The organism is Isoptericola sp. NPDC056573 (genome assembly GCF_042793335.1).
GTDB lineage: Bacteria > Actinomycetota > Actinomycetes > Actinomycetales > Cellulomonadaceae > Isoptericola.
Map to the genome: position 1 here is coordinate 481,806 of NZ_JBHTUY010000004.1, position 21,707 is coordinate 503,512.

The 21,707-nt window shown below is 72.6% G+C and carries 18 protein-coding genes and 1 pseudogene; 1 reads left to right on the forward strand and 18 read right to left on the reverse strand.

The window, feature by feature from the left end; genetic code table 11:
* Positions 1-49: 49 nt before the first annotated feature.
* From ACFQ8E_RS09730 to ACFQ8E_RS09795, 14 genes and pseudogenes are all read right to left on the reverse strand, one after another.
* The gene (locus ACFQ8E_RS09730) at positions 50-883 is read right to left on the reverse strand and encodes a bifunctional allantoicase/(S)-ureidoglycine aminohydrolase (protein WP_430550359.1); all 834 of its coding nucleotides are present in this window, start codon (positions 881-883) and stop codon (positions 50-52) included.
* A 146-nt stretch (positions 884-1,029) separates the two neighbouring features.
* A complete protein-coding gene (locus ACFQ8E_RS09735; protein WP_430550360.1) occupies positions 1,030-1,614 on the reverse strand; it encodes a GNAT family N-acetyltransferase in 585 nt (194 codons plus the stop codon).
* Positions 1,614-3,128 (reverse strand): Asp-tRNA(Asn)/Glu-tRNA(Gln) amidotransferase subunit GatB, encoded by a 1,515-nt coding sequence (gene gatB, locus ACFQ8E_RS09740; RefSeq protein WP_430550361.1) that lies wholly within the window; start codon positions 3,126-3,128, stop codon positions 1,614-1,616. Before gatB ends, ACFQ8E_RS09735 begins: the two co-directional genes overlap by 1 nt.
* A gap of 22 nt (positions 3,129-3,150) precedes the next feature.
* Positions 3,151-4,656, reverse strand: coding sequence for an Asp-tRNA(Asn)/Glu-tRNA(Gln) amidotransferase subunit GatA (gene gatA, locus ACFQ8E_RS09745; protein ID WP_430550362.1), 1,506 nt, complete (start codon positions 4,654-4,656; stop codon positions 3,151-3,153).
* 1 nt (position 4,657) lies between these two features.
* A complete protein-coding gene (gene gatC / locus ACFQ8E_RS09750; protein WP_429731461.1) occupies positions 4,658-4,954 on the reverse strand; it encodes an Asp-tRNA(Asn)/Glu-tRNA(Gln) amidotransferase subunit GatC in 297 nt (98 codons plus the stop codon).
* 171 nt (positions 4,955-5,125) lie between these two features.
* On the reverse strand, positions 5,126-6,748 hold the full coding sequence (aceB, locus tag ACFQ8E_RS09755; protein ID WP_430550363.1) for a malate synthase A: 1,623 nt from the start codon (positions 6,746-6,748) through the stop codon (positions 5,126-5,128).
* 62 nt (positions 6,749-6,810) lie between these two features.
* Positions 6,811-7,287 (reverse strand): thioredoxin-dependent thiol peroxidase, encoded by a 477-nt coding sequence (gene bcp, locus ACFQ8E_RS09760; RefSeq protein WP_430550364.1) that lies wholly within the window; start codon positions 7,285-7,287, stop codon positions 6,811-6,813.
* Between the two features lie 62 nt (positions 7,288-7,349).
* Entirely contained in the window at positions 7,350-8,681 is a 1,332-nt protein-coding gene (gene allB / locus ACFQ8E_RS09765; protein ID WP_430550365.1) for an allantoinase AllB, read from the reverse strand.
* Positions 8,678-9,844: a glycerate kinase gene (locus tag ACFQ8E_RS09770; protein ID WP_430550366.1), complete on the reverse strand. Its 1,167-nt coding sequence runs from the start codon at positions 9,842-9,844 to the stop codon at positions 8,678-8,680. The genes allB and ACFQ8E_RS09770 overlap by 4 nt, the downstream gene beginning before the upstream one ends.
* Before the next feature lie 87 nt (positions 9,845-9,931).
* A complete protein-coding gene (gene gcl / locus ACFQ8E_RS09775; protein WP_430550367.1) occupies positions 9,932-11,719 on the reverse strand; it encodes a glyoxylate carboligase in 1,788 nt (595 codons plus the stop codon).
* 38 nt (positions 11,720-11,757) lie between these two features.
* Positions 11,758-12,648 (reverse strand): annotated as a pseudogene (locus ACFQ8E_RS09780) (2-hydroxy-3-oxopropionate reductase); the annotation flags it as partial.
* A gap of 49 nt (positions 12,649-12,697) precedes the next feature.
* The gene (locus ACFQ8E_RS09785) at positions 12,698-13,501 is read right to left on the reverse strand and encodes a hydroxypyruvate isomerase family protein (protein WP_430550386.1); all 804 of its coding nucleotides are present in this window, start codon (positions 13,499-13,501) and stop codon (positions 12,698-12,700) included.
* A gap of 203 nt (positions 13,502-13,704) precedes the next feature.
* Complete coding sequence (locus ACFQ8E_RS09790) at positions 13,705-14,961, reverse strand: DUF6986 family protein (RefSeq protein WP_430550368.1); 1,257 nt, start codon at positions 14,959-14,961, stop codon at positions 13,705-13,707.
* Complete coding sequence (locus tag ACFQ8E_RS09795) at positions 14,958-16,436, reverse strand: NAD-dependent malic enzyme (RefSeq protein WP_430550369.1); 1,479 nt, start codon at positions 16,434-16,436, stop codon at positions 14,958-14,960. The genes ACFQ8E_RS09790 and ACFQ8E_RS09795 overlap by 4 nt, the downstream gene beginning before the upstream one ends.
* A gap of 107 nt (positions 16,437-16,543) precedes the next feature.
* Here ACFQ8E_RS09795 and ACFQ8E_RS09800 point away from each other — a divergent pair, with 107 nt between their 5' ends.
* Positions 16,544-17,296 (forward strand): IclR family transcriptional regulator, encoded by a 753-nt coding sequence (locus tag ACFQ8E_RS09800; RefSeq protein WP_430550370.1) that lies wholly within the window; start codon positions 16,544-16,546, stop codon positions 17,294-17,296.
* Positions 17,297-17,376: 80 nt separating this feature from the next.
* On the opposite strand, the gene ACFQ8E_RS09805 is transcribed toward ACFQ8E_RS09800, so the two are convergent.
* The 4 genes from ACFQ8E_RS09805 to uraD all read right to left on the reverse strand — a co-directional run bounded on the left by ACFQ8E_RS09805 (position 17,377) and on the right by uraD (position 21,045).
* Entirely contained in the window at positions 17,377-19,074 is a 1,698-nt protein-coding gene (locus ACFQ8E_RS09805) for a nucleobase:cation symporter-2 family protein (RefSeq protein ID WP_430550371.1), read from the reverse strand.
* A 55-nt stretch (positions 19,075-19,129) separates the two neighbouring features.
* Positions 19,130-20,074, reverse strand: a complete 945-nt coding sequence (gene pucL / locus ACFQ8E_RS09810) for a factor-independent urate hydroxylase (protein WP_430550372.1) — start codon at positions 20,072-20,074, stop codon at positions 19,130-19,132.
* Positions 20,075-20,206: 132 nt separating this feature from the next.
* On the reverse strand, positions 20,207-20,545 hold the full coding sequence (gene uraH / locus ACFQ8E_RS09815; RefSeq protein WP_430550373.1) for a hydroxyisourate hydrolase: 339 nt from the start codon (positions 20,543-20,545) through the stop codon (positions 20,207-20,209).
* The gene (gene uraD, locus ACFQ8E_RS09820) at positions 20,542-21,045 is read right to left on the reverse strand and encodes a 2-oxo-4-hydroxy-4-carboxy-5-ureidoimidazoline decarboxylase (RefSeq protein ID WP_430550374.1); all 504 of its coding nucleotides are present in this window, start codon (positions 21,043-21,045) and stop codon (positions 20,542-20,544) included. The genes uraH and uraD overlap by 4 nt, the downstream gene beginning before the upstream one ends.
* Positions 21,046-21,707 lie beyond the last annotated feature (662 nt).

The following is a 21,707-nucleotide window of genomic DNA, read 5'->3' on the forward strand; positions in this document are numbered from 1 at the left end:
GCGCCCCGGTAGGGGCACCCGGTCGCCCGGTCGTGAGGTGGTGCCGCGGTCAGCGGCGGTCGAGCTTCACCTGGCGGTTGACGTCCTTGTAGAGCAGGTAGCGGAACGGCTTCGGGCCCCCGGCGTAGCAGGCCTGCGGGCAGAAGGCGCGCAGCCACATGAAGTCGCCCTCCTGCACCTCGACCCAGTCGCCGTTGAGGCGGTACACGGCCTTGCCCTCGAGCACGTACAGGCCGTGCTCCATGATGTGCGTCTCCGCGAACGGGATGGAGCCGCCGGGCTGGAACGTCACGATGTTGACGTGCATGTCGTGCGCGAGGTCGTCGGGGTCGACGAAGCGCGTGGTGGCCCAGGCGCCGTCCGTGTCCGGCATGGGGCGCGGCTCGATGTCCTGCTCGCGGGTGACGAAGGTCTTCGCCTCGTAGCCGTCGACGCGCTCGTAGACCTTGCGGACCCACTGGAACGCGGCCTTGGCGCCCGAGCGGTTGTGCAGCGACCACTCGTCGCCGGCGGCGAGGTACGCGTAGCCGCCGGGCTCGAGGGTGTGCTCCTCGCCGCCGACCGTGAGGGTCAGCGTGCCCTCCGTGACGAAGACGACGGACTGCACGGTGTCCTCGACCTCGCCGCGGTCGGTCCCGCCGCCCGGGGAGACCTCGACGACGTACTGCGCGAAGGTCGTCGCGAAGCCCTCGACGGGGCGCGCGAGCACCCACAGGCGGGTCCGGTCCCAGCCGGGCAGGTTGGAGGTGACGATGTCGCGCAGCACGCCGCGCGGGATGACGGTGTACGCCTCCGTGACGATCGCCCGGTCGGTGAGCAGCTCCTCCTGCCCGGGCAGCCCGCCCTGCGGCGTGTAGTAGCGGGTGGTCTGGGGCTGCGTCATCGTCTCTCCTCATCGAGCCGTCGATTCCATGTTTCGGAATACTGTTTCTACGATCCGAATTTAGAGCGGAGCGGGCACCATGTCAACGCCGCCCGACAAGGGCCTCGACGCTGCAGAGGTGCCGGACGGATCGGCCGACGACGAGCTCAGTCCGTGCCGGCCCCCGCGCGGAACTCGTCCTCGAGGATGCTCATGACGACGGCGTCCGCCCAGCCCTGCCCGTCGCGGAAGGCGTCGCGCAGGCGCCCCTCCTCCCGGAAGCCGAGCGAGTCGTACAGGGCGCGGGCCCGCGGGTTGACGCTGATCACCGCGAGGCTCACGCGGTGCAGGCCCGGGCCGGAGGCACCGTCGAAGGCGAAGCGCAGCACCTCTCCGATGGCCTCGCGCCCGTACCCGCGGCCCCGGTAGTCCGGCATCATCCGCAGGCGCAGGTTCGCCGACCGCAGCTCGAGGTCCACCCGGTCGAGGGAGATCTCGCCGAGCAGGTCGTCGCTGACGAGCTCCCCGTCCCGCACGGCGGCGGACGTGATCGCCCAGTCGTACCGGCCGGGGAGGTCCGCCGCGCTCGCGGCCCAGGAGTCCACCTCGGCGCGGGACGACGCGGCGTTCGTGCCCATGCCCGTCAGCCGGCCGCCGTCCGGGTCGCGCAGCGACGCCCAGAGCCGGTCGGCGTCCCGCGCCTCGATCGGGCGCAGGCGCACGAGCTCCCCGTGCAGGACGGGCGACCGCATCAGCCGATCCTCTCCAGCACCAGCTCCCGGACGCGCTTGGCGTCCGCCTGCCCCTTCGTCGCCTTCATCACCGCGCCGATGATGGCCCCGACCGGGCCCTGGTTGCCGCCGCGCACCTTCTCGACGATGTCGGGCTGCGCCGCGAGAGCCGCGTCGATGGCCTCGAGGAGCGGGCCGTCGTCGGACACGACCTCCAGCCCGCGGGCCACGACGACCGCCTCCGGGTCCCCCTCGCCGGCGAGCACGCCGTCGAGCACCTGGCGGGCGATCTTGTCGTTGATGCGGCCGGAGTCGACGAGCCGCTGGAGCTCACCGATCTGCGCGGGCGTGATCGCGAGGTCCGCGAGCTCGACCTCGTCCTGCTTGGCCCGGCGGGCCAGCTCGCCCATCCACCACTTGCGCGCGGCGGCCGGCGTGGCCCCGGCGGCGACGGTCGCCTCGATGAGGTCGAGCGCCCCGGCGTTGACGACGTCGCGCATCTCCGCGTCCGCGAAGCCCCACTCGTCGTGGAGGCGGCGGCGCCTGGCCTGCGGCAGCTCGGGCAGCGTCGCGCGGATCTCCTCGACCCACTCGCGCGACGGCGCGACGGGCACGAGGTCGGGCTCCGGGAAGTACCGGTAGTCCTCGGCGTCGGACTTCACGCGGCCGGGCGACGTCGAGCCGTCCTCCTCGTGGAAGTGCCGCGTCTCCTGGATCACCGTCTCGCCCGCGTCGAGGATCGCGGCCTGCCGCGACACCTCGTACCGCACCGCCCGCTCCACGGAACGGAAGGAGTTGACGTTCTTCGTCTCCGTGCGTGTGCCGAGCGGCGACTCGGGGGTCGCGCGCAGCGACAGGTTGACGTCGGCGCGGACGTTGCCGCGCTCCATGCGGGCCTCGGACACGTCGAGCACGCGGAAGATGTCGCGCAGCGCCTGCACGTAGGCGCGCGCCACCTCGGGCGCCCGCTCCCCCGCGCCGGTGATCGGCTTCGTGACGATCTCCACCAGCGGCACGCCGGCGCGGTTGTAGTCGACCAGCGAGTACTCCGCGCCGTGGATGCGGCCGGCGGAGCCGCCGACGTGCGTGTTCTTGCCGGCGTCCTCCTCCATGTGCGCGCGCTCGATCTCGACGCGGTGCACCGTGCCGTCCTCGAGCTCGACGTCGAGCCAGCCCTCGAAGGCGATCGGCTCGTCGTACTGCGACGTCTGGAAGTTCTTCGGCACGTCCGGGTAGAAGTAGTTCTTCCGGGCGAACCGGCAGCTCTCCGCGATCTGGCAGTTGAGCGCCAGGCCGATGCGGATCGCGTACTCGACGGCGGTGCCGTTGACGACGGGCAGCGCGCCCGGCAGGCCGAGCGACACCGGCGTGGTCTGCGTGTTCGGCTCCGCGCCGAACGACTGCTCGGCCGGGCAGAACATCTTGGTGCGGGTGCCGAGCTCGACGTGCACCTCGATGCCGATCACCGGGTCGTAGCGGCGCACGGCGTCGTCGTAGGAGACGAGAGCAGGGGTCCCGTGGGTGGTCGTGGTCACAGCGATGTTCTCCTGTTCTCCGTCAGCCCAGCTCGGGCGCGCGCGACAGCAGCGGGGCGCCCCAGGTGGACTCGAGGGCCGACTCGAGCGCGGCGCCGACGCGGTAGAGGCGGTCGTCCGCCTTCGCGGGCGCGAGGATCTGGAACCCGACGGGCAGGCCGTCGTCGGACAGGCCGTTGGGCACCGAGATGCCCGGCACGCCGGCGAGGTTGGCCGGGATGGTCGCGACGTCGTTGAGGTACATCGCCAGCGGGTCGTCCAGCTTCTCCCCCAGCTTGAACGCCGTCGTCGGCGCGGTGGGCGAGACCAGCACGTCGGCCCGCGCGAACGCGGCGTCGAAGTCGCGCTGGATGAGCGTGCGGACCTTCTGCGCGCTGCCGTAGTAGGCGTCGTAGTAGCCCGCCGACAGGGCGTAGGTGCCGAGCACGACGCGGCGCTTGACCTCGTCGCCGAAGCCGGCGCCGCGGGTGGCGGCCATGACGCGCTCCGCGGTGACGGGGCCGTCGGCCGGCTCGACGCGCAGGCCGAAGCGCATGCCGTCGAACTTCGCGAGGTTGCTCGACGCCTCCGCCGGCATGATCAGGTAGTACGCCGCGAGCGCGTAGTCGAAGCTCGGGCAGGAGACCTCGACGACCTCGGCCCCGGCCTTGGTCAGCAGCTCGAGCGACTCGTGGAACCGCGCGAGCACGCCGGGCTGGTAGCCCTCGCCCTGGAGCTGCGTGACGACGCCGACGCGCAGGCCCGACAGGTCGCCCAGCGCGCCCTGGCGCGCGGCCTCCACCAGGGGCGGGAGCGGCTCGGGGATCGACGTCGAGTCGCGCGGGTCGTGGCCGCCGATGAGCTCGTGCAGCAGCGCCGAGTCGAGCACGGTGCGCGTGACGGGGCCGGCCTGGTCCAGCGACGAGGCCATCGCGATGAGCCCGTAGCGCGAGACGCCGCCGTAGGTGGGCTTCACGCCGACGGTGCCGGTGACGGCGCCCGGCTGACGGATCGAGCCGCCGGTGTCGGTGCCGATCGCGAGCGGCGCCTCGAAGGCGGCCACGGCGGCCGCCGAGCCGCCGCCCGAGCCGCCGGGGATGCGGTCGAGGTCCCACGGGTTGTGGGTGTTGCCGAACGCGGAGTGCTCGGTGGAGGAGCCCATCGCGAACTCGTCCATGTTCGTCTTGCCGAGGATCGGCAGGCCCGCGGCACGGAGCTTCTCGACGAGCGTCGCGTCGTACGGCGGGATCCAGCCCTCGAGGATCTTGGAACCCGCCGTGGAGGGCAGGCCCTTCGTCACGACGACGTCCTTGACGGCGATCGGCACGCCGGCCAGCGGGTGCAGCTCCTCGCCGGCGGCACGGCGGGAGTCGACGTCGGCGGCGGTGGCCAGTGCGTCGTCCTCGCTCACGTGCAGGAACGCGTGCACGTCGCCGTCGACGGCCGCGATGCGGTCCAGGTGCGCGCGCGTGGCCTCGACGCTCGAGGCCTCCTTGCGCGCGAGGGTCGCGGCGAGCTCCGCCGCGCTGAGGCGGGTCAGGTCCGTCATCTCACTCCTCCCCGAGGATCTGCGGGACGGCGAAGCGCCCGTCCTGCGCGTCCGGCGCGGCGGCCAGCACGTCGGCCACGGGCAGCGCCGGCTGGGGCACGTCCTCGCGGAACACGTTCGTCAGGGGCAGCGGGTGGCTGGTGGCCGGCACGTCGGGGGTGGCGACCTCGCGCACGCGGGCGATCGAGTCGACGATGACGTCGAGCTCGCCGGCGAGCCGGTCGACCTCGTCGTCGCGCAGGTCGATCCGGGCCAGGGCGGCGACGCGCGCGACCTCGTCTCGGGAGATGGTGGACATGGCCGCCAGTCTAGTGGGACGCATGTGTCGGGGACGTTGTCCCCAGGTGTCGGCGCAGCCGACGAAACCGGGCGGACGAAACGGCCGGGACCACGTCACAGAACGTGGTCCCGGCCGTCACGCACCGGCGGTGCTCGGCGCCCCCGTCGCAGCCGAGCGGTGCCGGGTTCCTCAGTCCATCCGCTCGTAGGCGGCCGTCGTGAGGAAGTCGATGTACTCGTCGGCCACGGCGACCTCCTGGAAGGTGGTCCGCGCCTCGTCGAAGGCGGCGGCGCCGCCCGGGAGCTTCGCCACCTCCTCCTCGACGATGCGGTCGACGAGCTCGCGCGTCACCTTCTCGCCGGTGTCGGCGAGGACGACGCCGTTGTGCAGCCACTGCCACACCTGCGACCGGGAGATCTCCGCGGTCGCGGCGTCCTCCATGAGGCCGAAGATGGCGACGGCGCCGAGGCCGCCCAGCCAGGCCTGGAGGTACTGGATGCCGACGGACACGTTGTTGCGCAGGCCGGCCTCGGTGACCGTGCCGGGCGTCTTGTCGACGGACAGCAGGTCGGCGGCCGTGACGCGCACGTCCTCGCGCTTGCGGTCGATCTGGTTCGGCCGGTCGCCGAGCACCGCGGTGAAGGCCTCCTTGCACGTGGCGACCATGCCGGGGTGCGCCACCCACGAGCCGTCGAAGCCGTCGCCGGCCTCCCGCGCCTTGTCGGCGCTCACCTTGGCGTAGGCCTGCTCGTTGGCCTCGGCGTCCTTGCTCGGGATGAACGCGGCCATGCCGCCGATGGCGTGCGCACCGCGCTGGTGGCAGGTCGAGACCAGCAGCTCGGTGTAGGCCCGCATGAACGGCACCGTCATGGTGATCTGGTTGCGGTCGGGCAGCAGGAACTCCGCGCCCCGGGTGCGGAAGTTCTTCACCACGGAGAACAGGTAGTCCCAGCGGCCGGCGTTGAGGCCCGCGGAGTGCTCGCGCAGCTCGTAGAGGATCTCCTCCATCTCGAACGCGGCCGGGATGGTCTCGATGAGCACGGTGGCGCGGATGGTGCCGCGCGGGATGCCGAGCGCGTCCTGCGCGAGGACGAACGCGTCGTTCCAGAGCCGCGCCTCGAGGTGCGACTCCATCTTCGGCAGGTAGAAGTACGGCCCGAGGCCCTTCTCGATCTGCCGCAGGCCCGCAGTGGCGACGTAGAGCGCGAAGTCGACCAGGGAACCCGAGGTCTGCTCGCCGTCGACCAGGATGTGCTTCTCGCTCATGTGCCACCCACGCGGGCGCATGATGATCGTCGCCAGCTCGTCGTCCGGCTTGAGCTCGTACCGCTTGCCGGTCTCCTCGATCGTGAAGTCGATCGTGCGGTTGATCGCGTCGAGCAGGTTGAGCTGGCCGCCGACCACGCTGCTCCACTGCGGCGTGTTGGCGTCCTCCTGGTCCGCGAGCCAGCACTTCGCGCCGGAGTTGAGCGCGTTGACGGTCATCTTGCGGTCGGTCGGGCCGGTGATCTCGACGCGGCGGTCGACCAGCCCGGGGGCCGGCTCCGCGACCTTCCAGGAGTCGTCGGCACGGATGTGCGCGGTCTCCGGGAGGAAGTCGAGAGTGCCGCCGTCGGCCAGCGCCTGGCGGCGACGCTGCCGCGCCTCCAGCAGCTCGAGGCGGCGGGCGCCCAGCTCGCGCTGCAGGGTCACGATCAGGTCGAGCGCGGCCGGGGTGAGCACCTCGGTGTCGCGCTCACCGATCTCGGCGGTGATGGTCAGGCCGTCGGGGAGCTCCACGACAGTCCCTCCTTGTTCTGCGAAGCGTTGCATGGTGAAAGTCTGGTTGCGCATAGCGGAATCGCCTGAGTGAACCCTAACGGGTCCAGCCTTGCTCAGGCACCCACGAGCTGCGCGCGCAGCGCGGCCACGTGCCCGGTGGCCTCGACGTCGTACTCGGCGGACCGCAGGGTCCCGTCCGGCTCGACGACGAAGGTGCAGCGGTGCACCCCGTCGAACGTCCGGTCGCCGATCGTCTTGGGGCCCCACGTGCCGTAGGCGTCGGCCACGGCGTGGTCCGCGTCGCTCAGCAGGGGGAACGTCAGGTGCTCGGCCTCCACGAACGCGCGGATGTCCTCGACCGGGTCGGCCGAGACCCCGACGACGGCGTACCCCGCCCCCGCGAGCGACGCGAGGTTGTCGCGGAAGTCGCACGCCTCGGTGGTGCACCCGGGGGTGCCCGCCTTCGGGTAGAAGTACACGACCACGCCCTTGTCCGCCCCGGCACGCACGTCCGCGAGGGACACGGCGGCGCCGGCGGAGTCGGTCAGGGTGAAGTCGGGGGCGGTGTCGCCCGGCTGGAGTCGCGTCATCGTGCGTCCTCGTTCGTTCTTCTCGGTGACGGGGGGACCGTGGTGGTGCCGGCCCTGGGGGCTCAGGCCTCGCCGCGGCGCAGCAAGGTGCCGGCGGGCTCGTCGCCCACGGGACGCCCGCGCAGCAGCGTGCGCCGCACGACACCCGTGAGGTCACGGCCGGCGTACGGCGTGACCGGGTTCTTGTGGTGCAGGCGGGTCGGGTCGACGACGAACGTCGCCTCGGGCGCGAAGATCGCCAGGTCCGCGTCCTTGCCCACGGCGATGCCGCCCTTGCGCTCCAGTCCGACCAGCGCGGCCGGTCCCGCGGACATCCACTCCACGACCTGGGCGAGCGGGACCTCGCGGCGCCGCGCCTCGGTCCAGACGACGGCGAGGCCGAGCTGCAGCGACGCGACGCCGCCCCAGGCCTCCGCGAAGTCGCCCGACGCCGGCTGCTTGAGCTCGGCGGTGGCCGGCGAGTGGTCGGTGACGACGACGTCGATCAGTCCGTCGCGCAGCCCTTGCCACAGCCGGTCCTGGTTGTCGTGCTCGCGGATCGGCGGGCAGCACTTGTAGGCCGTCGCGCCGTCGGGCACGTGGTCGGCGTCCAGCGACAGGTAGTGCGGGCACGTCTCGACCGTGAGGCGCACGCCCTCCGCGCGGGCGGCCGCGATCATCGGCAGCGAGTCGGCGTCGGACAGGTGCAGCACGTGCGCGCGGGCGCCCGTGGCGCGGGCCGCGTCGATGAGCGCGGCGATCGCCGTGGACTCGGCCTTGGCGGGGCGCGACGCGAGGAAGTTCTTGTAGGTGGGGCCGGGCTCCTGCGGGGCGTCCTCGAGGGTGCCCGGGTCCTCGGCGTGCACGATCATCAGGGCGCCGAACGTCGTCAGCTCCGCGAGGTCGCCGCGCAGCTCCGCGTCCTCCAGGTGCCCGAACTCCGGCACCCCCGAGTCGGCGAGGAAGCACTTGAACCCGAAGACCCCTGCCTCGTGCAGGGGGCGCAGGTCGGCCGTGTTGCCCGGCACCGCCCCGCCCCAGAACCCGACGTCGACGAACGCCTGGTCCACCGCGCGCGCCTTCTTGACCTCCAGGTTCGCGACCGAGGTCGTGGGCGGCAGGGAGTTGAGCGGCATGTCGACGATCGTCGTGACGCCGCCGGCCGCGGCGGCGCGCGTGGCGGTGGCGAAGCCCTCCCACTCGGTGCGGCCGGGCTCGTTGACGTGCACGTGCGAGTCGACGAGGCCGGGCAGCAGCACCTCGTCCTCGGCGAGCTCCAGCACCTCGGCGCCGACCAGGCCGGTGCCGAGCGACACGACGGCGGCGATCCGGCCGTCGGTCACGCCCACCTCGACGGCGCGCTCCCCCTCGGGGGTGACGGCGCGGGCGGCACGGACGACGAGGTCGTGGGTCATGCGTTCTCCAAGGTGTTCAGGGCCGGCAGGTGGTCGGCGAGCCGCGCCGCGAGGGTCTCGAGCAGCGGGCCCGCCTGGGCGATGCAGCGGGCGACGTCCGGCTCGGCGTCGGTGAGGGCGTGCACGGCGGTGATGCCGGCGGCGGCTGCCCTCTCGGGGCTCAGCGTCGTGCGGCCGCACACGGCGACAGTAGGGATGCCAGCCACGGCCGCGGCGGCGGCCACGCCGACCGGCGTCTTGCCGTGCAGCGACTGCGAGTCGAGGCTGCCCTCCCCCGTGACGACGAGGTCGACGCCGGCGAGGCGGTCCGCGAAACCCGTGAGGGCCAGCACCTCCTCGACGCCGGGGCGGCGCTCGGCGCCGAGCAGCAGGCAGGCGAAGCCCACGCCGCCCGCGGCCCCCGCGCCGGGCTCGGCGGCGTAGCCGCGAGCGCCCGTCACGCCGACCGTGGCGAGCACGTCGACCCACGTCTCCAGCCCGAGCTCGAGCTCCGCCACGGTCGCCGCGTCGGCGCCCTTCTGCGGCCCGTACACGGCGGACGCGCCGTGCGCGCCCAGCAGCGGGTTGTCGACGTCGCTCGCGAGGACGAGCTCCGTGTCCGCGAGCGCGGGGTGCAGCCCCGCGAGGTCCACGTCGGTCAGCTCGTGCAGGTGGCCGCCACCGTCGGCGACGTCCCCCGCGCCCGAGGCCAGCCGGGCGCCGAGCGCGGCGAGCATGCCCGCGCCGCCGTCGGTGCTCGCCGAGCCGCCCACCCCGACGACGATCTCCCGCGCCCCGGCGTCCAGGGCGTGCGCGATGACCTCGCCGAGCCCGCGGGAGGTCGCGGCGAGGGCGGTGCCCGGCGTCGGGGTCACCTGGGCGAGGCCGGTGACGGCCGCCATCTCGACGACGGCGGTGGCACCGCGACGCGCGTACCGGGTGGCGGCCGGGTGCCCGAGGGGCCCCGTCGCCACCAGGTCCACCGCGGTGAACCCGGCGGCGAGGGCAGCCTCCAGCGTGCCCTCGCCGCCGTCGGCCACGGGGAGCTCGTCGACGACGACGCCGGGCGCCGCCCGCCGCAGGCCGGCCGCCAGGTGCGCGGCCACCTCGCCCGCGGTCAGGGAACCCTTGAACTTGTCCGGGGCGAGCAGCACGCGCGCCGTCGTCCGTCCTGTCGTCGCCACCGTCGCTCCACCCCCTCGTCCGCCGGGCCTGCCCGTCTCCGCCATCGTCTCTCCCGTCGCCGTCGTCGGGTACTGCTCTCCAGCAGATCAGTCCAGCAGCGCGATGGCCGTGGGCGAGTCCTCGGCCGAGATGGCCAGGTCCTCGAACTCGTTCACGCCGTTGAGCTCGGCGCCCATCGCGATGTTGGTGACGCGCTCGAGGATGACCTCGACCACCACGGGGACGCGGAACTCCGCCGTCATGGCCTGCGCCTTGGCGAACGCGGCGCCCAGGTCCTCCGGGTCCTTGACGCGGATCGCCTTGCAGCCGAGCGCCTCGGCCACCTTGACGTGGTCGACACCGTAGCCCTCGGGCTCCCCGGCGCCGTTCGACATGTTGATGTTGTCGAACGCGAGGGACACGTGGAAGTCCATCTCGAACGCGCGCTGCGACTGACGGATCAGGCCCAGGTAGGCGTTGTTCACCACCACGTGCACGTAGGGCAGGTGGTGCTGCGCACCCACGGCGAGCTCCTCCAGCATGAACTGGAAGTCGTAGTCGCCGGACAGCGCGACGACGTTGCCCTCGGGCAGCGCGCGGGACACGCCCAGCGCGGCCGGGCCCGTCCAGCCCAGCGGGCCCGCCTGGCCGGCGTTGATCCAGTGCCGCGGGTTGTAGGTGTGCAGCAGCTGCGCACCGGCGATCTGCGACAGCCCGATCGTGGTGACGTAGACCGTGTCGCGGCCGAAGGCCTTGTTCATCTCCTCGTACACGCGCTGCGGCTTGATCGGGATCTCGGTGAAGTGCGTCTTGCGCTGCAGCTTCCCCTTGCGCTCCTGCGCCGACGCGGCCCACGCCGACCAGTCCGGCACCTGCCCGGCGGCCTTGCGCTCGGCGGCGACCTCGAGCGCGGTGCGCAGGAACGCGCCCGCGTCGGAGACCACGCCGTAGTCGGGCGCGAACACGCGGCCGATCTGGGTGGGCTCGATGTCGACGTGCACGAAGGTCCGGCCCTCGGTGTAGGTCTTCAGGCCACCGGTGTGGCGGTTGGCCCACCGGTTGCCGACGCCGATCACGAAGTCCGACTCCAGGAACGTCGCGTTGCCGTAGCGGTGCGACGTCTGGATGCCGACCATGCCCGCGGTCAGCGGGTGGTCGTCGGGGATCGCGCCCCAGCCCATGAGGGTCGGGACCACGGGGACGCCCAGCGTCTCGGCCAGCTCGACGAGCTCTGCCTCCGCGCCGGCGTTGATGATGCCCCCGCCGGCGACGATCAGCGGGCGCTCCGCGGCCAGCAGCATGTCGATCGCCTTGGCGACCTGCGCGCGGGTCGCCTCCGGGCGCTCCGGCGCCAGCGGCTGGTAGGTCTCCGGGTCGAACTCGATCTCCGTCATCTGCACGTCGATCGGCAGGTCGATGAGGACCGGGCCAGGGCGGCCCGACCGCATCAGCTGGAACGCGCGCTGGAAGACGCCCGGCACCTGCGACGCCTCGAGGACCGTCTTCGCCAGCTTGGTGACCGGCGCGGCGATCGACGCGATGTCGACGGCCTGGAAGTCCTCCTTGTCGAGCTTGGCCACCGGGGCCTGGCCCGTGATGCACAGCATCGGGATCGAGTCGGCCCACGCGGCGTACAGGCCGGTGATCATGTCGGTGCCCGCGGGGCCCGACGTGCCGATGCAGATGCCGATGTTGCCGCGCTCGGCACGCGAGTAGCCGTCGGCCATGTGCGACGCGCCCTCGACGTGCCGGGCGAGCACGTGGTGGATCCCGCCGTGCTGGCGCATGGCGTCGTAGAACGGGTTGATGGCGGCGCCGGGGAGGCCGAAGGCCTCGGTGGCACCCTCCTTCGCCAGGATGGCGACCGCGGCGTCGACCGCGCGCATGCGGGGCATGGTGCTCTCCTTCGAGTCTTCTGGGTCGTTTCGGGCGGTCAGTCGCGACCGGACAGCCGCGCGATGGCGTGGAACAGGCCGGAGTGGTCCAGCGACCCGTCGCCCTCGGCGCGGGCCGCGGCCATGAGCTGCGCGACGACGGCGCCCACGGGGGCGACGACGCCCTGCTCGCGGGCGGCGGCCTGGAAGATGCCCAGGTCCTTGTGGTGCAGGTCGATCCGGAAGCCGGGGGCGAACTCGCGGCCCAGCATCTTCTCGGCCTTCTGGTTCAGCACCGCGGAGCCGGCGAGGCCGCCGCCGAGGACCTTGACGGCCGCCTCGGTGTCGACGCCGAACGACTCGAGGAAGATCACGGCCTCGGCCAGCAGGGCGATGTTGCCGGCGACGATGAGCTGGTTGGCCGCCTTGACGGTCTGGCCGGAGCCCGACGGGCCCACGTGCACGACGGTCTTGCCGACCGCGTCGAACACCTCGGACGCCGCGGCGAAGTCCTCGGCGGAGCCGCCGACCATGATCGACAGCGCGGCGTTCTTCGCGCCCGCCTCGCCGCCGGAGACCGGCGCGTCGAGGTAGCGGAAGCCGGCGGCCTTCGCCTGCTCGGCCAGCGCGATCGTCACGTCGGGGCGGATCGAGGAGAAGTCGACGATCAGCGTGCCCGGCTGCGCGTTCGCGAAGACGCCGTCGTCACCGGTGAGCACGCCCTCGACGTCCGGGGAGTCCGGGACCATGACGGCCACGACGTCCGCGGCCTTGACCGCCTCGGCGACCGAGGAGGCGGCGGTGCCGCCCGCCTCGACGAGGGGCTGGGCCTTGGCGGCCGTGCGGTTGTAGCCGACGACGGAGTGCCCGGCGTCCTGCAGGTGGACGGCCATCGGGCTGCCCATGATGCCGAGGCCGATGAAGGCGATGGTGCTCATTGGTCGTGTCCTTCCGGGGAGGTCAGGGTGGTCGCGGTGCCGGCTTGCTCAGACCGGCTGCTCAGCGGGCCGAGCGCTGCTCGCGCGGGAGCCAGGCGAACGGGTCGGAGTCGGCCGTCTTGTACTCGAGGCCGACCGGGCCGGCGTAGCCGGCGGCACGCAGGTCGCCGATCCAGCGCTGGATCGGCAGGTCCCCGCTGCCCGGGGCGCCGCGGCCGGGGGCGTCGGCGATCTGCACGTGCGCGATGCGGTCGCCGTAGGTCTTGAGGTCGAGGTCCACGTCGGAGCCGTTGACCGACAGGTGGTAGACGTCGAACAGCAGGCCGAGGTTGGCCGCGCCGTGCTCGTCGCGCACGCGGTCGAGGACGGCGACCGCGTCGGCCGACGTCTTCAGCGGGTAGGCGGGGGCGCCGGACACCGGCTCCAGCAGCACCGTGCCGCCGATCCGCTCGACCGCCTTCGCCGCCAGCGCGAGGTTCTCGGCGCCGAGCGCGTCCTGCGCCGCCGGGTCCTCGCCCTCGACGCGGTTGCCGTACAGCGCGTTGAACGCGCGGCAGCCGGTGCGCTCGCCGATGCGGGCGACGACGTCGAGGTTGGCGCGCAGGTCGGCGGAACGCTCGGGCCAGGAGACGAGGCCGCGGTCGCCGCCGGGCATGTTGCCGGCGTCGAAGTTGAGCCCGGTGAGCTGCACGCCGGCGTCGGCCAGGGCCCCGACGAACGCGTCGATCTCGTCGGCCGCGGGCGTCGGGGTGGCGAAGGGCCACCAGAACTCGACGCCGTCGAAGCCGGCCGCCTTCGCGGCCGCCGGACGCTCCAGGAGCGGCAGGTCCGTGAGGAGGATCGAGCAGTTCACGGTGTAGGGGATCTGGTCCGTCATCGCTGACTCGCTTTCGCCAGATGGAAATTTGGTTCCTTGTAGTGAAAACGCTACGCCGGGTCGGCCGCATCGGTCAACCCCTGCCCGGGGCGGTCCCGCGGTGCGGTCGTGATGCCGCGCACACGACGACGGCCCGGCAGGACGTCGTCCTGCCGGGCCGTCGTGGCCGTGCGCTGTGCCGATGCCGGACGTCAGCCCCCGAGCGGGCGCGTCACGATCGCCGTGAGCTCGGCCGGTTGCAGACCGGTGCGCTCGACGATCTCGTCGGCGCCCAGGGCACCGCAGTCGACGCCGCGCTTGAGGTACCACGCGAGCGCCTTGGCGGTGGCGGGCTCGTCGAGCACCGCCCCCGCCACCTCGTTCACGTAGTTCGACAGCCGCTCTGCCGCGGGCTCGAAGCCCTCCCGGTAGAACGCGTACGTCGCCGCGAACCGGCTCGGCAGCTGCGCCGGGTGCAGGTCCCAGCCCTGGTAGAACCCGCGCTCCAGCGAGCGGCGCACGAGGCGTCCGTGGCCCGCCCAGGCGGCGCGGACCTGCGCGTCGTCGCCCACCGGCAGCACGTTCGTCGAACCGTCCGACAGCCGCACGCCGGTGCCGGCCGCCGCGAGCTGCATGACCTCCTTGGCGAGGTCCGCCGCCGGGTGCTCCATCGACTGGTACGCCGCGGCGATCCCGAGCGACGCCGAGTAGTCGTACGTGCCGTAGTGCAGGCCGCTCACGCGCCCCGCACCGGCGTGGATCATCCGCGCGACGGTCGCCGTGCCCGCGGAGTCGAGGATCGACTGCGGCGTCTCGACCTGCACCTCGAAGCGCAGGCGCCCGGCAGGCAGCCCGTTCGCCTCCTCCAGCCGCTCGCACACCGCCACCATCGCCTCGACCTGCACGACGCCGGTCACCTTCGGCAGGGTCAGCACGAGCCCGTCGGGCAGGCCCCCCGACGCCGCGAGCGTGCTGACGAAAACGTCCAGCGTGCGCAGGCCGCGGGCCCGCGTGGGCCGCTCGAAGCACTTGAACCGGATGCCGACGAACGGTGTCGCTCCCCCGGCGTCCAGCTCGGTCCGCAGCGCGGCGGCCGCGGCGGCGGCGACCTCGTCCTCGTCGGCGTCCGGGTGCGTGCCGTACCCGTCCTCGAGGTCGATGCGCAGGTCCTCGATCGGCTCGGTGGCCAGCTTGCGCTCCACCTGCGCCGCGACCGCCTCGCGCAGGTCGTCCCGCACGCCGACGGCGTCCAGCAGCGCGTCCGTGCCCTGCGCCTCGACGACCGCGAGGGCCTGGGCCCCCCAGTCCCGCGCGAGCCCGGCCGCGTACCGGTGCGCCGGCACGTACACGGTGTGCACGGGCTGGCGCGTCCCGTCGTCGCCCGGGTAGGCCCGCTCGAGGTGGACGTCGTGCGCGGCGAGCCGGCGCTCGACGTCGTCCAGCGAGGCCTGGTCGAGGGAGGCCTTCATCGGGCCACCGCCGCGCTCTCCGAGTGCAGCGCGCGGCCCAGGTGCTGGGCCAGGTGCTCGGCGTCGCCGGCGCGGGGCTCCTCGACCGGGACCTCCTTGAGCCCTTCCGCCCGGACGGCGTCCGCGACGGCCTCGGCCACGCGGCTGTCGAACACGCCCGGGATGACGAAGGCGGGGTTGAGCTCGTCGTCGCCCACCACCGAGGAGATCGCGACCGCGGCCACGCGCAGCATCTCGTCCGTGATCTGCGTGGCGCCGGCGTCGAGCAGGCCGCGGAACAGTCCGGGGAACGCCAGCACGTTGTTGATCTGGTTCGGGTAGTCGCTGCGGCCGGTCGCCACGACCGCGGCCGTCTCGCCGGCGGCGATCGGGTCGACCTCGGGCGTCGGGTTCGCGAGGGCGAACACGATCGCGTCGTCGTTCATCGCCGCGACGTCCGCGCCCGTGAGGATGTTGCCCGCCGAGACGCCGACGAAGACGTCGGCCCCGGCCAGGCCCTCCTTGAGGGTGCCGGTGAAGCCCGAGGGGTTGGTGTTCTCGACGATCCAGGTGCGGTTCTCGTCGTCGCCCGCCGACTCGGGCGTGAGCGCCCCGTGCCGGTCGAAGCCGATGATGTCGCGGGCGCCCTGGGCGAGCAGCAGGCGGATGATGGCCGACCCCGCGGCGCCGACGCCGGAGACCGCGATGCGGACGTCCTCGATCTTCTTGTTCACGACCTTGAGGGCGTTGATGAGCGCCGCGAGCACCACGATGGCGGTGCCGTGCTGGTCGTCGTGGAAGACGGGGATGTCCAGCTCCTCGCGCAGGCGCTTCTCGATCTCGAAGCAGCGGGGCGCGGAGATGTCCTCGAGGTTCACGCCGCCGAAGCCGGGGGCGATCGCCTTGACGGTGCGGATGATCTCCTCGGTGTCCGTCGTGTCGAGGGCGAGGGGCCAGGCGTCGACGTCGGCGAACTGCTTGAACAGCGCCGCCTTGCCCTCCATGACGGGCATGGCGGCCTCGGGGCCGATGTCGCCGAGGCCGAGGACGGCCGTGCCGTCGGTGACGACCGCGACGGTGTTGCGCTTGATGGTCAGGCGGCGCGCGTCCTCCGGGCGGTCGGCGATCGCGAGGCAGACGCGGGCGACGCCCGGCGTGTACGCGCGCGAGAGGTCGCGGCGCGTCTTGAGCGGCACCTTGGGGGTGACGGAGATCTTGCCGCCGAGGTGCATGAGGAACGTCGAGTCCGACATCTTCAGCACCCGCACGCCGTCGAGGGCGTCGAGCGCCGCGACGATCCGCTCGCCGTGCTCGGCGTCGACCGTGTCGCAGGTGACGTCGACGACGATCGTGTCCGTGTGCGACTGGGCGATGTCGACGCCCATCACCGAGCCGCCGGCCGTGGCGATCTCGTGGACGATCTCGCTCGTCGCGCGCTGCGAGGCGGGCGCCTCGACGCGGAGGGTGATCGTGTAGCTGGGGCTGGGCATCGCCATGGCCTGGGTTCCTTTCGTGGTGCTGATGACTGAAGTTTCGAGATGTGGAAGGATGGTTTCTAGAACCGGGATCGGTTCACAAGACGCTGCAAAGGGGGACCACACGCATGGCGAACGGCACCGGAGTGCAGTCGGTGGACCGGGCGATCGACCTGCTCGAGATCATGACCGACCTCGGCGGCGACGCCGCGCTCAGCGAGCTGGCGGCCGCCGCCGGCCTCCCGCTCCCCACGATCCACCGGCTCATGCGGACGCTCGTCGGCCGCGGCTACGCCCGCCAGCTCCCCAACCGCCGGTACACCCTGGGCCCGCGGCTCATCCGGCTGGGCGAGAGCGCCGGCCGCCAGCTCGGCGCCAGCGCCCGCCCGCACCTGGAGCGGCTCGCCCGCGAGCTCGGCGAGAGCGCCAACCTCGCGATGATCGACCGCGACATGGTGGTGTACGTCGCCCAGGCGTCGTCGTCCCACTCGATGCGGATGTTCACCGAGGTCGGCCGGCGCGTCTACACGCACTGCACCGGCGTCGGCAAGATGGTGCTCGCCGAGCTGCCGGACCAGACGATCCGCGACATCGTCGGTCGCGTCGGGATGCCGCCCGCCACCGACCTGTCGATCACGGACGTCGACGACCTCCTCAAGGAGATCGCCACGATCCGCGAGCAGGGCTACGCCGTCGACGACGGCGAGCAGGAGATCGGCGTGCGGTGCTTCGCCGTCCCCGTGAAGGACGCGCCCACCCCGACCGCGCTCTCCGTGTCCGGGCCCGCGGCCCGCGTGACCTACGAGTTCGGCGAGGCCGCGCTCCCCGTGCTGCACGAGGTGGCCGACACCATCTCGAAGGAGCTGCTCTCCGCGGCCTGACGGCACGCGGCGACCCGGCGCGGGGCGCGAGGCGGGGGTCCCGCCTCGCGCCCTGCGTCGTGCCGGGGCGGGCATCGTCGTCACCCGTCCCTCGGTCCGGCGGTGCCCGCGTGCACCAGCTCCGGGCGGGCGTCGCCCGCCGGAGCCTCGACGCCGGGACGACGGCCCGCGACCGCGTCGCGCGCCCCCTCGCGGATCTGGAGCACGTCCGGCACGCCGTCGGCGTCCAGGTCGATCGCGGACACGCAGCCCGACCGGCGGCCGTGGCCGTGACGCACCCGCGCCCGCACGTCCGCGTTGAGGCGGGCGCGTCGGCGCTCCTCCTGGCGCTCGGCGTCCAGCCGCGCGAAGTACTCCGCCCGGCGCTGCTCCTGCTCCTCCGTCACGACCAGGCGCGCCGACGAGCCCGCGGTGAACACCGACGGGTCCTTGCTGCGCCGGCCCCAGCGGATCTCGTTGAACACGAGGTTGAGCAGGACGGCGACGACGGCGGCCGCCGCGATCCCCGAGTGGAAGATCATGCCCACCCAGGTCGGGAACCGGTCGTAGAAGTCCGGCACCGCGATCGGGATGATGCCGAAGCCCAGGGCCACCGCGACGAGCGTGAGGTTAAGGTTGCCCTCGTACTCGACCCGCGACAGCGTGCGGATCCCGGACACCGCCACCGACCCGAACAGGACGATGCCGGCACCGCCCAGCACGGGCGACGGGATCGCCGCGACCACCTGACCCAGCAGCGGGAACAGGCCCAGCACGAACAGGACCGCACCGCCCGCCGCGACGGCGAACCGCGAACGGATGCCGGTGATCGCGACCAGGCCGACGTTCTGCGCGAACGCCGAGGCCGGGAACGAGTTGAGGAACGGCGCGACCAGCGTGGCGGCCATGTCGGCCCGCAGGCCGTCACCGACCCGCTTCGCGTCGACCTTGGTGTCGAGCACCTCGCCGATCGCGATGAGGTCGGCCGTCGTCTCGGTCATGATCACGAGGATGACGATCGTCATCGAGATGATCGCGCCGATCTCGAACACCGGGGCGCCGAAGGCGAACGGCGTCGGCAGCGCGAACGCCGCCCCCTCGCCGACGCCCGAGAAGTCCGCGAGCCCGAGCGGCACGGCCGCCACGGTGCCGAGGACGATGCCGAACAGGATGGACAGGCGGGAGATCGTGCCCTGCAGGAACCTGCTGAGCGCGAGCACCACGACGAGCGTGCCGAGCGCGAGCGTGATGTTGGGCACCGAGCCCCAGTCCGCCGACCCCTCGTCGCCGCCCATCATCCAGCCGGCCGCCGTCGGCAGCAGCGAGACCCCGATGATCGTGATGATCGTGCCCGTCACGACGGGCGGGAAGAACCGCACGACCTGCGCGAAGAACGGGCTGATCGCCAGGCCGATCACGGCGGCCACGATGATGGCGCCGAAGACGGCGGGGAGGCCGCCGTCCCCGCTCGCCACCGCGACCATCGTGGACACGGTGGCGAACGAGATGCCCTGGACGAGCGGGAGCTGCGACCCGAAGAAGCGGATGCCGAGCGTCTGGAGCGCGGTGGCCAGGCCGCTGACGAGCAGCGCGGCCGACACCAGGACACCGATCTCCGCTCCGGACAGCCCCGCCGCCTGCCCGACGATGATCGGCGGCGCGATCACGCCGCCGTACATCGTCATGATGTGCTGCAGGCCGTAGAGGAAGGTCTTGCCGAGCGGGTAGCGCTCGTCCTCCGGTCGACCGCCCTGCGGCGTGCCGGTCACGGCCCCCGCGTCGATGGTCGTCGTGCTCATCTCGATGCTCCTTCGAACCGACTGCACGGTGCTTCGCTGATCCGCAGGACCGTGATCAGCAGAACCCGGTGACGGTCGCCCACGCGCGCGGCTCCTGGTCGGCGCCCTCCCGCTTCACCTCCGCCTCGATCTTCCCGTAGGGGCGGTCGGCGACGTAGAAGACCTCGTTCGGGTTCTCCAGGCCGAAGGGCTCGAAGTCCACGACGAAGTGGTGCAGGTTCGGCATCGAGAACTTGATCTCGCCGATCTCCGGGTGCGCCTCGAGCACCCGCTTGCCCATCTGGTAGAGGGTCTGCTGCAGCGCGAGCGAGTGCACGTCGGCGAAGGTCTCGAGCAGGATGCGACGCACGTCGTCGTAGACGGCGTTGAAGTCGAGGTCCAGCGAGGTGTAGCGCCAGCGGGCGGTCACCGACGTCGCGAGGATGCGGTCGGTGGTCTCCTGCAGGGTGGTGTAGCGGTCCTTCGGGAAGCCGTGGAACTCGGAGCCCGTCGACTTGAGCACCTTGAGGTCCTCCAGTCCGGACACCACGAAGACCTCGTCCCCGTCGCGCTGGACGACGGTGGTCCGGGTCTCCGTGCCGCCCTTGACGAACGCGTGGTCGTGCTCGCCGTCGGTCACGTGCGAGGTGAGGGAGGAGGGGATGTGCTCCCAGGTGTACTCCTTGGCCTCCCAGCGGCCGCCCTCGATCCAGTCGAAGCTCGAGACGAAGTGCTCGCCCAGGCGGAGGGCGAACTCCTCCGGCGAGGGGATGCCGTCCTTGGCGAGGGCGAACACCGTGTTCTTCTGCGTGTCCGTCGGGACCACGCGGCCCTGGTCGCCGTCGATGTGCGCGGCGGAGAAGTCGCCGCGGAGCTGCGAGGTCACCGAGAGCTCGGTGATCCGGTGGCGCGCCTGGTCGCGGTCGACCTTCATGACGCGGACCTCGGCCTTGCCGTACTGGTTGTCCCCCAGCACGATCGTGCCCGTGCTGACCTGGGGGTCGGTGGCGGTGGCGGTCATTGCTGACTCCTTCATCTGTTGTTGCGTTGCGCGGGCCCACCCCTGCAGGGCGGCCCTCGACGTCTCCGATGACGATGACGCACGCCGCGGCGCCTGTGCCGCGGCCTGTGATGGCGGGCCGCTGAGGACCCGTCAGCTCCCGCGGTACGTGGAGTACGCGAACGGGCTGAGCAGGCAGGGCACGTGATAGTGGTCGCGCCCGGCCTCGACGGTGAAGTCGATGGTGATCGACGGGTAGAAGGTCGCGACCCCCTGCGCGGCGAAGTAGTCGCCGGTCGCGAAGGTCACGCGGTAGGTGCCGGGCTCGAGCGACTCCGGGCCCAGGTCCTTGACCCGGCCGTCGGCGTCGGTCGAGGCGTCCGCGAGGCGCGCGGCCGCGTCCGCGCCGACGCTCCACAGTGAGACGGCCACGCCGGCGGCCGGCAGCCCGGACACGGCATCGAGCACGTGAGTGGTGATGTGCGAGGTCATGAGAGCTCTCCTTCCAGCCGCAGCACGGCGATCTCCCGCAGCTGCTGGCCGGCGATGCGTCGCTCGGTGGCGGGATCGTTCCCCAGTCGCTCCTCGAGCGAGGACAGGATCTCCTCGGCGGTGCGGCCCGCGGCCCGGATGAGGAAGACGTGACCGAACCGCTCCTCGTACGCGAGGTTCCCCGCGCGCAGGCGCTCCTCGACCGAACCGCTGAGGTCGCCGAGCCCGGCCTGCTCCCGGCGCGAGTGCGCCGCGTCCACGTCGTCCCCGGACGCGCGCTCGCCGATGCGCGGGTGCCGCGCCAGCGCGGAGTCGATCTCCTCCTCGCTCCACGGGTCGGCCACGGCACGAGCCGCCGCGAGTGCAGCCTCGGCGTCCGCGTACGGGCGGCCGGCGACCACCGCGTCCGCCCACCGGCTCACGGCCGCGCACGAGAGCACCTGAGCGCGGGCGGCGTCGATGTCCGCCGCGTTGAATGCCTCGAGACCTGCACTCACCATCGAGCGATCCTCCTTCGGGGGATTCCACCCACCGGAAGCGGGTTTCCGTTTAGTGAAGTCTCGCTCTCGCCCGTGCGCCCTGTCAAGTGAGTCTGCGCTCAGTGCGGGCCCGTCGCACGACACCACCCCAGCATGTCCTCTGCTCGGCGTCATCTCCCCAGGCCACAGGCCTCACAGGGTTGGCAGAAGGGTCCGTGACGAGCGCGCGAAGGCACCTGGCGTGGGCCGGAACTCGCCGTCCGCAGCATCCGGCGACCTCGAGCGGGCAGGCAGTGTGACGCGCCAGCGGCGGCGTTCACGTACAAGGAAGTCCACGAGGACAACGAAGTCCACGAGGACGCACACGGACCGCGGGGCTCCCGTGCGGGCGCCTGGCCACGGGTCACGTCCCGGCGGGCACACCCTCCGTCCGCGGTGCCGCGTTGCCACCTCGCCGGGGGATCGATCCCGCCGGAAAGCTGGCGCGCGCCGGCGCGCGGGCCGCGGCGCGTGGCCGGGCCGAAAAGGGGCTCGCCCAGCGGGAGCCTCAGCCGACGGGAGATCCTCGGCCTGCCAGGGGTCTGTTCGGGGGTATGCGAAAGGCCCACCCCGGTGTGGGGTGGGCCTTTCGTGAATGGGTGTCCGGCGGCGTCCTACTCTCCCACCCCCTCGCGAGGGCAGTA